This is a genomic window from Yoonia sp., from assembly GCF_042093035.1.
Lineage (GTDB): Bacteria > Pseudomonadota > Alphaproteobacteria > Rhodobacterales > Rhodobacteraceae > Yoonia.
This window is the reverse complement of record NZ_JBELFI010000062.1, coordinates 1-10,820: the sequence shown is the minus strand read 5'-3', so window position 1 is coordinate 10,820 and position 10,820 is coordinate 1. Positions and strand designations below refer to the sequence as shown.

Sequence of the window (10,820 nt, the reverse complement as noted above, 5' to 3'; positions counted from 1 at the left end):
TGTGAAGGCAAGTGCGCCTGCGGCCAGTGCCACTGATATCACGACAAGCCCGAAGACAAAGAGGCTCATCCGTGGATCGAAATAGCTGGCCAGATAGCCGGTCAGAAGTCCCGCAAGCGCCACACCGCCATAGCCTGCGAATTCATTGAAGCCAGTGGCAAGACCGCGTTCGGAGCCCTTCACGATATCCATCTTTGCCGTGACTGTCATTGACCAGCAAAAGCCCTGATTGACGCCCAACAGGATATTTGCCGCGACAATCCAGCCCCAGGACGGCGCCCAAAGGATCATGAACGGGATCGGCAGGGCAACAAGCCAGCCCCAAATCAATACGCGCCGCCGGCCGACACGTTCTGACAGGCGGCCCGAAACGAAGTTCATCACGCCTTTGACGACCCCAAAGGAGACGATGAAGGCGAATATCGCGGTCATTGAACCCTGAATCACGCCAAATTCGGTCTCGGCCATGGCCGGAATGACGGTACGCTGCATTCCGATGGTCAAACCGACAAAAAAGACTTGCAGCATTTGTTCCAGAAACGGGCGCATGTTCTGGCGGATGCCAAGTGCATAAGTCATTTCAAGTCCTTCGTCATGTGCCCGCATCACAAGCATAATGTATTGGATGGTGCAACGGAAGGAACCGCCCGATCTTCGATCACCTCTCTTTCAGCCGCTTATGGCAAGCCCAAAGAGAGGATCACTTACGCGCCGCGCGCTAAATCCTTCAGGATCGGGCAATCGGGACGATGGTCGCCTTGGCAGGCCTCAACAAGGTCAGACAGCGTTTCGCGCATGGATTTCAGTTGCGAAATCTTGTTGTCGATCTCTGTGAGATGCTCCTTTGCAACGGCTTTGACTTGCCCGCTTTCGCGTGTTTCGTCCTCATATAGGCCCATGAGGGTGCGGCAGTCTTCGATCGAAAAGCCCAAGGCACGCGCGCGTCCCAGAAAAGCGAGCTTATGGATATCCTTCTCCCTGAACGCGCGGTACCCGTTGGAGCTTCGCAATGGGCGGACCAAGCCAATGTCCTCGTAGTAGCGGATTGTCTTGGGGGGCAATCCAGAGCGTTCAGATACTTCGCCGATGTTCATACTGACCTCCTATTCTGCAGGTTGCGGAACCAGCCTGACGGCTGGCTCTTGGGCTTGCGCGGTCTCTGGCATCTTGGCAGAGATACGCCGCAAACGCAGGGCGTTGGTCAAGACCGACACCGACGATAGCGCCATTGCGCCAGCAGCAAAGACGGGCGACAAAAGCAGGCCGAAGGCGGGGTAAAGCGCACCCGCAGCAACCGGGATCAGGGCGACGTTGTAGCCGAAGGCCCAGACAAGGTTCTGGTGGATGTTGCGCATCGTCGCTTGCGAAACCTCTGCGGCATTGACCACGCCGCGCAAATCACCCGACATCAACACGACATCCGCGCTTTCGATCGCAACATCCGTGCCGGTTCCGATTGCGATGCCGACATCGGCATGCGCAAGTGCGGGCGCGTCGTTGATCCCGTCTCCGACGAAAGCAATCTTGCGGCCACCTTCGCGCAGTTTATCGAGTGCCGCGACTTTGCCATCAGGCAAGACGCCAGCGATCACCTCATCAATGCCAACCTCGCGGCCAATCGCGTCTGCTGTGGCCTGCTTGTCGCCTGTAATCAAGGCAACCTTCAAGCCACGATCATGCAGCGCCTTTATCACCTCCGCGCTGGACGGCTTCACGGGGTCAGCCACGGCGATGACCGCTGCGAGCTTGCCGTCAATCGCTGCATAAAGAGCCGTCCGGCCCCGCTCTGCGAGGGATCGCTCATGGTTTTCAAGGGCTGTCGTATCGATGCTCTGCTGCGCCATATACCGGTCTGCACCCACATGGACGCGATGACCGTCGACATTTGCCTCAACCCCGTAGCCTGTCACTGACAGGAAGTCGGTTGCATCGGCCAAGGACAGGCCTTCGTCGACGGCTGACCGCACAATGGCTTCTGCGACGGGGTGCTCGGATTGCGCCTCAACGGATGCGATCAACGCAAGCGTCTTGCTGCGTTCAAAGCCCTCAGTCGTAATCAGGTCTGTCAGCGTTGGTTGACCTTGCGTGACCGTACCGGTCTTGTCGAGCGCCACAATATCGACCTCATTGAGGTGTTGCAGGGCATCGCCCTTGCGGAACAAAACACCCATCTCCGCCGCGCGTCCAGTGCCAACCATGATGGATGTCGGCGTGGCAAGGCCCATCGCGCAAGGGCAGGCGATAATCAAGACTGACACACCAGCAACAAGCGCAAAAGTGAGCGCCGGATCAGGCCCAACCAAGAGCCAGACCAGAACGGTCAATGTGGCGAGAGCCAAAACACCCGGAACGAACCACATCGTGATCCGGTCGACCAAGCCCTGAATTGGCAGCTTGGCGCCTTGTGCTTCTTCGACCATGCGAATGATTTGCGCCAATGTTGTATCCGCACCAACACGGGTTGCTGCGAATGTCAGGCTTCCGGTGCCGTTCACCGTGCCGCCGGTGACGAAGTCGTCAGATGATTTTGTGACCGGAAGCGGCTCTCCGGTAATCATGCTTTCATCAACATTGCTTGTGCCGTCGGTGACTTTGCCGTCAACGGGAACCCTTTCACCGGGACGCACGAGGATAGCATCACCGATGGTCAATGCGTCGATCTCAACCTCGACGGTTTGACCATCACGCAGGACGCGTGCGGTTTTTGCCTGCAAACCCAACAGTGCCTGAATAGCGGCCCCAGTGCGGCCTTTGGCCCGCACTTCCAGAAAGCGGCCCAGCAAAATAAGCACCACAATCACCGCCGCCGCTTCAAAGTAAACGGCGCGCACGTCATCCGGCATGATCTGCGGCAGGAAGGTTGCAACGACCGAATAGGTCCATGCCGCACCTGTCCCCAAAGCAACGAGGCTGTTCATGTCAGGCCTGCGCTTGAGCAATGCCGGGATACCTTTGGAGAAAAAGCCCCACCCCGGTCCAAAAAGAACAATCGACGCCAGCACAAACTGGATGAGCCAGGAATTCTGTATTCCGATAGTGCGCACGACCATATCGTGGAATGCGGGGATCGTGTGCGTTCCCATTTCCAATACAAAGACGGGGACCGTCAGGATAGCCGCAAAAATGACGCGGTGCAGCAGCGCCTTTGCCTCATCGGCTTTGCGCTCCGAGCGGGAGGCCTGTGCGTCAGCTTGGGCAATCTCTGCCGGATATCCGGCGTCGGTGCTGACCGCGATCAGCTTTTCAGGTGTCGTCGCGCCAGTGACATAGACAATGGATGCACTCTCTGCCGCAAGGTTGACGGATGCCTCCAGCACGCCGGGCGCCGCCTGAAAGGCCTTCTCAACGCGGCCGACGCAAGATGCGCAGGTCATTGATGCGATGTTGAGCGTGAGGCGCGATGTACGCGCCGGATAGCCGAGTTCTGTTAGCGCGGCCGTGGCGGCGTTCAGGTTTGCGGCGTCTGACACCGTGAATGCGGCTGATTCTGTGGCCAGATTGACGGTGGCGTTTGTCACGCCCTGTACACCATTCAATGCTTGCTCAACCCTGCCGACGCAGGATGCACAGCTCATTCCTTCAATGGATAAATTCACGGTTTTTGGATCGGTCATGTAGCAGTTCCTTTAATTCTCTCAGACGCAGTTAGTCCTTCCAGTAACTGGAAGCTCAAGTGGCAATCGAAATTTTTTATTATTGCAGAGTTGACCCCTTGACCTTCCTGTTGCTGGAAGCCTCATATCGACCTGAGTTCAGATAAGGAGAACACCATGATATTCAATGTGCCGGAGATGAGTTGCGGCCACTGCACCTCTGCCATCGAAAAGGGAATCAAGTCCAAAGACCCCTCGGCGGTTATCGCCACAGATCTGGAATTGCGCCTGGTGACAGTGCAAAGCATACTCGCACAGGGCGACGTTCAAAAAGCGATTGCGGATGCGGGCTACGAAGCCTCCGCTGCCTAATTCGCGGCGCGGGTCTGATTGACCATGGCAATCATTTGATCTGCTTCGATCAGACCCGGCGCCAGACTATCGCCTATCACGAATGACGGTGTTCCGCTGAAGCCAATCGCCCGGCTCAGCCGCATCGACGTTTGGATATGCTCGTCAATCTCCGGGGCGTCCATATCGCGGCGCAATTGCGCGATATTGAGACCAATGCTTTCAGCGACGCGGATGACAGAGGCTTCCTCAGCACGTCCATTGAGGTCCATCATCGCCCAGTGAAACGCGACATATTTGCCCTGCTTGCGTGAGGCCAGCGCGGCGCGCGCCGCAAATACCGACCCTTCGCCCAAAATTGGCCACTCACGATACACAACGCGAACATTCGGGTCCGCAGCGAGCAAGGCCTCCATATGCGGTTTCACCTGACGACAATATGGGCAGTTGTAGTCAAAGAACTCCACCACAGTAACATCTCCCTCAGGGTTGCCCAGGACAGGTGCATTCGGGTCCCGCTCAAGCGCGTCCCTTTCATCGGCCAGAACCTGCGCCGCTGCCTGTGCCTGATTTGCCTGCTGCTGCTCTTCGAAGAGCCGTGCGGCCTCAAACACAATTCCGGGGTTTTCGCGAATGGCTTCCAGAACGAGTTGCTTGACCCTATCTTCGCTCAACTCATCGGCGATGGCCGTGAATGGGACAACCAGCATTGCGGTGCTTATCAGAAGTTTTTTCATCACTCGTCTCCCTTTGCCGCTATGTCAGCGGCCGTGCGTTCTGCCTGTGTGGTGCGGGCACGCTCTGGCCATGTGGATTTGATATAGGCAAGAATGTTCCAAATTTCTTCATCGCTCAGGATCTCACCAAAACCGGGCATTCCGCTGTCGAAATCCATCCCTTGTGCCGCCAGCGCTTCTTTGCCGCCAAGCTTGGTGTAGTTGAACAACAGGCTGTCGGGGTGGTGCCAGGTATGGCCGGTTTCATCATGCGGAGGCGCGGGCAACCGCCCATCTGCGCCCGGACTACGCCAATCGGCCTGACCTTCCAGATTGGTCCCGTGACAGGCAGCGCAGGATTGAATGTAAAGCTCTTCACCTGCAACCAGATCAACCGGATAATTGGCGACAGGCACTGCGACCGTATTCTCAGACTGCGTCAGCAAGAAAGCGCCGCCAGCGGCAGCGATTACGAGAAGACCAAAGGCCAGAAACAAAGTGCGGTTCTTCATGCGACAACAATCCGCGTCGTCATACCTGCCGCGGCATGGGACAGCATGTGACAATGCAACAGCCATTCACCCGGGTTATCTGCGACGAATGCAACCTCCCGATTGACGCCTCTTTCCAGAAGCGTGGTATCGCGCAACGGTCCAAGTTCACCATTTTGGCTGATTTCCCGAAAATGCATTCCATGCAGGTGCATCGCGTGGGGAAAGGCTGTGTCGTTGCGAATGGCGATGCGCACATGTTCTCCCACTCCGACCCGCGCGAGAGGCGCGCCATCTATCCCGTCTGCGACGCCATTGAAAGCCCAGAAACGGCCAGCATCGGCGATTTCATTCATCGTCTGTTCAGCGCCATCCAGAGAGGCAGAACGCAGGCTGCCCATGGCACCGCCTTCCATCTGCAGCGTGAACGCCGTGGCAGACGCCAGATTAACGGGGACGGACGTGTTGGGGGGAAGCGCATCAGGCGCTGATCTTCTGGAAATGGCGCCACCTTCACGCACCTCGAAAGCGACCTGACTGAAGGCACCTTGCTGCCCGATCTGGACAACATGGGCGGTCTGACCAGCATCCGCGACAACATCGACGATCAGATCAACACGTTGGGCGGGGGCGATGACGATCGGCTCCGTGACTTTCTGAGGGATCGCCAAAGGCATCCCATCAAGCGCCACAGTCCAGCCATCCAAGCCTTGCAATTGCAGCGGAAAAATCCGTGCATTCGACGCGTTGATGAGCCGCAGACGCAGACGCTCATTCTTGCGGGTTTCCAAAGTGAGATCACTGACCCCGTTCGTTGTGATGAAATTACCAATTCGACCGGCATGGCTCAGCGCATGAGGCGCTTCAAAGTCACTGTTGAGCTGCCCGGTTTCAGGATCGACGAGCCAATCATCCAGTACCAACACGTCTTCTCGGTCGATATCAAGAGGATCAGGCTCTTCGACAATCAACGGACCATAAAGGCCCCTCGCCACTTGCTCGGTTGACCGGTTGTGCGCGTGATACCAATAGGTTCCCGCGTCAGGTACAAGAAAATCATAGTCGAAACTTGAGCCCGCCTCAACGGCACTCTGGGTCAAACCCGAAACACCGTCCATCGCATTTGCGATCCGAATACCGTGCCAATGAATAGAGGTCGGCTGCGGAAGCTGGTTTTCCAGCCTGCGCTGAAGCCGGGAGCCTTGCGCCAGACGGATCTCAGGTCCGGGCGCGCCGCCGTTGAAGCCCCAAAGCCGGGTCTGGCCATATCCCCCCGGAAGCAGCTGTACTGCGGCCTCTTGCGCCGACAAAACATCACTGTTCTGGTTTGCAAAGGCGGCCGCGCCGGGGAGTGCCGCCAGTGCCCCTGTTGCCGCAATGAATTGGCGCCGATTGTAGCTGCGCATAGAACCAAAACCTTCTTTATATGTCGTTATTCACGATATGGGTCGCCAGATTAGACTGATGGTGCCTTGCCGACGCCGGGAAAATGTGGACGCCCGAAAAAGGCTCCGCGCTGGTTCGGAGGCAAAGTCGTTTTTCGGGTATGACACACCGCACAGTAGGTTACGGCGTCAACCAATTCCTTCCCTCGGTTTCAGGCATCGCTTTCGCCGGCATTCAGACAACCTTGCTAGAAAATTCCATTGGCTCTTTGCATCTCCCGGATATAGGCCACGATCAATTTGACGTCGCCGTCCGTCAGCCCTTCAACGGCAGGCATATTCCCAAATTCCCAGTGGTGTGAGATGACGCCATTTCTGGCCGCACTCAGGAAGGCACCGTCACCGTGGTGCCCCGGTTCATAGGTAATATGGACCAAGGGCGGTGCGATGCCGTTCTGACCTGCCGCATTGGTTCCGTGACATGCGGAGCAGGCAGCCTCAAACACCTGTTTTCCAATTTGCGCATTGGCTGAAAATTGGGCCGGGATGGTCACGTCTACAATGGGATCACCCACAGTAAGACCATCGAGGTTCGCAGGCGACACGGAATGGGGATTTATCGCCGGTTCAGGCTGAAATTGCTGCCAGACAAAACCAGCCCCACCAATGAGGAAGAACCCCACGATAAACAACGCAGACTTATCCATCAAATCAATTTCACCTGTGTGCCGATGGGCGTTCGACCAAACACCTCTGCAATTTGTGCGTTGTATAGCCCAATGCACCCGTTAGAAGACCGCCGCCCGATTTTGCGCGTATCTTGGGTCCCGTGGATGCGGTAGTACTGCCAGGACAGATAGAGTGCATGTGATCCCAACGGATTGAGTGGATCACCGCCCGGTATGTATGCAGGCCATTCGGGATTGCGAATGCGCATGGCTGGCGTCGGACCCCAGCCCGGTGCGACTTTCTTGTCGATGACTTCTGTGTAACCGCGCCGTGTCAGGTCTTCTGAAAGCGGGACAGAGGTCGGGTAAAGTCGCATCTCTCCGTCGGCGGTCCAATGCTGGAGGAAACGTGCATTGGTATCGGACAGGATGATGCCTTTGCCGATTTTTTCAAAATGGTCCTGCCACTGATGAGGTCGGAACGACCCGACATTGCGCACAACGCCTTCTGTTGCTTGCGCGCTCAGCACCGATGGCGCGGCCAAGGCGGCGGCGCCAACAGCGGAAACAAAAGCACGGCGGGACAATAATTCCGTTTTCTTACGCATATAACTTGCCTCTTTCTATTGCCTGCTTGATCTTAATGTTAAGCTTCGGCAATTGATACATATCTCGACGACTTTTCTGAATAGTTGCCAAGCTGCTTTTTTGTAATGATATGTATCGCTTTCAGCGGGTTCCCGCGGCTGCCAATCCGGTCTGCCCAATTGCCTGCTCGCCCGCTTCGCCCAAGCTGGCGTTCGCGTCCAACGGCAACCGCACCGTCGCACGAAGCCCCCCTTGCGCAAGATTTGACAGCGCGATTGACCCCCCGTGCTCAAAAATGATGCTCCGCGCGATTGATAGCCCCAAGCCGTGCCCGCCGGTATCGCGCGATCGCGACGTCTCCAGCCTGACATAGGGCCCAAAAACGGCCTCAAGCTCAACCTGCGGAATGCCGGGGCCATTATCATCCACAAAAATCTCGGCATCACCATTGCTGACCCGCCATGAAACCTTCGCTTGCTTGCCATAACGCACGGCGTTTTCAATCAAGTTCCTGAGCGCGCGTTTCATTGCTCCCGGTTTGGCAGGCAAGACCAGGGGTTGATCGCTTTCCAGTATCAAACCATCAATTCCCAACTCCGCAAGGAGCCTGCGTATATCTGTGCGACAAACCTCCTCGTGTTGGCCAACGCCTTTGGCAAAGTCCAATGTTGCATTGACCATTTGCTGCATCTCTTCGCTGGAAGCGACGAGTGAGGCACGGGTATCTTCGTCATCCACCATCTCAGCGCGTACTCTGAGCGCAGTAAGAGGCGATCGAAGATCATGCGCGAGTGCGGCAAGCATATGCGTGCGGTCGGAGACAAACCGGGTCAGGCGGTCTTGCATCGTATTGAAGGCACGGGTCAGATCCTGAACCTCCCGAGGGCCGACAACGGGAAGCGGTCCTTCGCCTGCGCCACGGCCCAAACGCTCTGACGCGTTCGCCAAAGTATTGAGGGGGCCGGTCAGCCTTGTCAGAAGGAACCAGAAGCTGGCGAGCAGCAGAAGTGAGGCCGTCAGCGCAAACGACACATTCGAGGCCAGCGACCATTGAAGTGGTGGTCGCTCAAATCGGGTGCCGACATTCAGCCACCCCCCACCGGCCAATGCGATTGATAGCTCCATCTCGATGGCGGCCATACTGCCGGGCATCATTTCTGCGTGTAATTCGGCCATTTGCGATGACAGGTTCGGAAGGGGAATCGGTCCTTGCTCAATCGCATAGACCTGGACGCGGATTTCGCGGCTGTAGCTGTCCCCGAGCAGCGCACGGAGGCGGGCCTCAACAGCGCCTCCCGGACTATGGTTTCTTTGCAAGACGGAAGGTTCGTCCGACAGATCAAAGCGCACCAACGGCGAGGTTGCAGCACGAATGATCTGTGAGTGCAGTTCCGCAGGGGCGCCTTCGACCAGCTTCGCGACATTGGCGGCGCGACCAGCGGCCTCTGCACCTGTTGCCGCCTGAACCGCCAGAGACCTTTCATCTACAAACAGCCAAAGGCTCAGCGCTTGCGCAAAAAACAGCACTCCCAAAACCAGCAGGGCAATCTGCGTTCGCAGCCTCCAGGCCATGCGTGTCACGCCAGGACCTCGACATCGCACGCCAATTTGTATCCGCCATTGCGTACTGTTGCGATGATGCGGGGGCGCAATATGTCCGGTTCAATCTTTCGGCGCAGACGACTGACCTGATTGTCGATGGTCCGATCAAGTGGCCCTGCCACGCGCCCCGTACTCAGTTCGAGCAGCTGGTCACGGCTCAATACCAGTCTTGGCCTTTCCAAAAACAGCGTCAGCAGCTTGATTTCACCGGTCGTCAGCATCGTATGCGTGCCATCGTCACTGGAAAGCAGCCGCCCATCATAGTCCAGTTCAAGGTGGGCAAAGCGCAGGTTTTTACCGGCGAAGGTCTCAATCTGCGGAATTTGCTGGGTTCTGCGCAGAATGGCATTGATACGGGCCACCAGTTCCTTGGGGTTGAAAGGCTTCGACAAATAGTCATCCGCCCCCCCATCGAGACCCGCAATGCGATCATCGTCATCGCCCAGCGCGGTCAGCATCAAGACCGGCGTGTTTCCGTCTTGCCTTAGCCGCTTGCAAGCACTGAGCCCGTCTTCGCCCGGCATCATGACATCCAGAACAATCAGATCGAAGTTGGCTTCGGCCAGCCTGACATCCATCTCTGCTGCACTCTCCGCCACAGAGGTCCGCATTCCGTTGCGTTCCAAATAACGCGAGACGGATTTCCGAATTTCGACGTGGTCGTCAACCACCAGAATATGAGGCATAGTCGTCATTGTGTAATTATAGCTAGCGCCACTCCAAAAGGCCCGTCCCCCCTTTGTAGCCAAATGTAACAGGCAGGCATAAGGGGTGTTCCTCGACTTTTTGAGGTGTACGGCCTAAACGCTGCGATAGCGACGGAGGATGATTTTATGAATAGACAGCATTTCATTGCAGGATCGACGGGGGCAGGTGACGCGTTCGACGTCAAGCTGGTTTTGGCACACGGGTGCTCACTGGTTTTCGCAAGCAACGCCTGACGTGGATTTGCAAACCGTTTTTCGCAAGCACTTCGGTACCAAACTGCCATTCGTGAGGTTTTGCAGAAACTTGACCGTTCTGACGGTTTTCAGCCTGGTACCATTCCTGATGGTCTTCGTTGCCCTGACGCCCGAATTTGCCAAGATGCTGATGACAAATACCACGGCGCTTGGTCGGTTTCTGCGTCAGGTCGTAACCAACGGTTTGCCCGTTGTTTTTGTTGTCAATTATGTCGGCTTTGTTGCGACTGCAATCTATCTGGAGACGCCCAATAGGCCACGCCGGGTCCAAATCCTTTTGGACGGCCTATTGCGTGCCCTTGTTTTCGTCGGTTTGCACGTGGTTGTCTATGTCTTGTCGGCGGGGTTTTTCGGTTCGTTCGGCGGTGATCGCTGGACGGCCCTCCGTGTTGTCGGGCCAACGCTTGAACGATCCTATCTGTTCGAGAATATATCGGGCGTCTATCTTTATGCGCTGCTCCCGG

Annotated in this window: 12 protein-coding genes; 2 read left to right on the top strand and 10 right to left on the bottom strand. The window is 56.7% G+C overall.

Features of this window, described 5'->3' with window-relative positions; genetic code table 11:
• The 3 genes from ACFDSS_RS09170 to ACFDSS_RS09160 all read right to left on the bottom strand — a co-directional run.
• Positions 1-579 (bottom strand): MFS transporter (locus tag ACFDSS_RS09170; RefSeq protein WP_375255452.1); only part of this gene is annotated, 579 nt, incomplete at its 3' end.
• Positions 580-704: 125 nt separating this feature from the next.
• Positions 705-1,094 (bottom strand): Cu(I)-responsive transcriptional regulator, encoded by a 390-nt coding sequence (gene cueR / locus ACFDSS_RS09165; RefSeq protein WP_375255451.1) that lies wholly within the window; start codon positions 1,092-1,094, stop codon positions 705-707.
• A 9-nt stretch (positions 1,095-1,103) separates the two neighbouring features.
• On the bottom strand, positions 1,104-3,614 hold the full coding sequence (locus ACFDSS_RS09160; RefSeq protein WP_375255450.1) for a heavy metal translocating P-type ATPase: 2,511 nt from the start codon (positions 3,612-3,614) through the stop codon (positions 1,104-1,106).
• 156 nt (positions 3,615-3,770) lie between these two features.
• On the opposite strand from ACFDSS_RS09160, the gene ACFDSS_RS09155 reads away from it, so the two are divergent.
• Positions 3,771-3,965 (top strand): heavy-metal-associated domain-containing protein, encoded by a 195-nt coding sequence (locus ACFDSS_RS09155; RefSeq protein ID WP_375255449.1) that lies wholly within the window; start codon positions 3,771-3,773, stop codon positions 3,963-3,965.
• Here ACFDSS_RS09155 and ACFDSS_RS09150 read toward each other — a convergent pair.
• The 7 genes from ACFDSS_RS09150 to ACFDSS_RS09120 all read right to left on the bottom strand — a co-directional run bounded on the left by ACFDSS_RS09150 (position 3,962) and on the right by ACFDSS_RS09120 (position 10,089).
• Positions 3,962-4,681, bottom strand: a complete 720-nt coding sequence (locus ACFDSS_RS09150; RefSeq protein ID WP_375255448.1) for a DsbA family protein — start codon at positions 4,679-4,681, stop codon at positions 3,962-3,964. The genes ACFDSS_RS09155 and ACFDSS_RS09150 overlap by 4 nt on opposite strands.
• A complete protein-coding gene (locus tag ACFDSS_RS09145) occupies positions 4,681-5,172 on the bottom strand; it encodes a c-type cytochrome (RefSeq protein ID WP_375255447.1) in 492 nt (163 codons plus the stop codon). The genes ACFDSS_RS09150 and ACFDSS_RS09145 overlap by 1 nt, the downstream gene beginning before the upstream one ends.
• On the bottom strand, positions 5,169-6,557 hold the full coding sequence (locus ACFDSS_RS09140) for a multicopper oxidase family protein (protein ID WP_375255446.1): 1,389 nt from the start codon (positions 6,555-6,557) through the stop codon (positions 5,169-5,171). Before ACFDSS_RS09140 ends, ACFDSS_RS09145 begins: the two co-directional genes overlap by 4 nt.
• Positions 6,558-6,784: 227 nt before the next feature.
• A complete protein-coding gene (locus tag ACFDSS_RS09135) occupies positions 6,785-7,243 on the bottom strand; it encodes a c-type cytochrome (RefSeq protein WP_375255445.1) in 459 nt (152 codons plus the stop codon).
• A complete protein-coding gene (locus ACFDSS_RS09130; protein WP_375255444.1) occupies positions 7,243-7,812 on the bottom strand; it encodes a L,D-transpeptidase in 570 nt (189 codons plus the stop codon). Before ACFDSS_RS09130 ends, ACFDSS_RS09135 begins: the two co-directional genes overlap by 1 nt.
• A gap of 121 nt (positions 7,813-7,933) precedes the next feature.
• Positions 7,934-9,364, bottom strand: a complete 1,431-nt coding sequence (locus ACFDSS_RS09125) for an ATP-binding protein (RefSeq protein ID WP_375255443.1) — start codon at positions 9,362-9,364, stop codon at positions 7,934-7,936.
• 5 nt (positions 9,365-9,369) lie between these two features.
• Positions 9,370-10,089, bottom strand: a complete 720-nt coding sequence (locus ACFDSS_RS09120) for a response regulator (protein WP_375255442.1) — start codon at positions 10,087-10,089, stop codon at positions 9,370-9,372.
• A 316-nt stretch (positions 10,090-10,405) separates the two neighbouring features.
• On the opposite strand from ACFDSS_RS09120, the gene ACFDSS_RS09115 reads away from it, so the two are divergent.
• Positions 10,406-10,820, top strand: a 415-nt coding sequence (locus ACFDSS_RS09115; RefSeq protein WP_375255441.1) for a hypothetical protein, incomplete at its 3' end; no start/stop codon positions are given.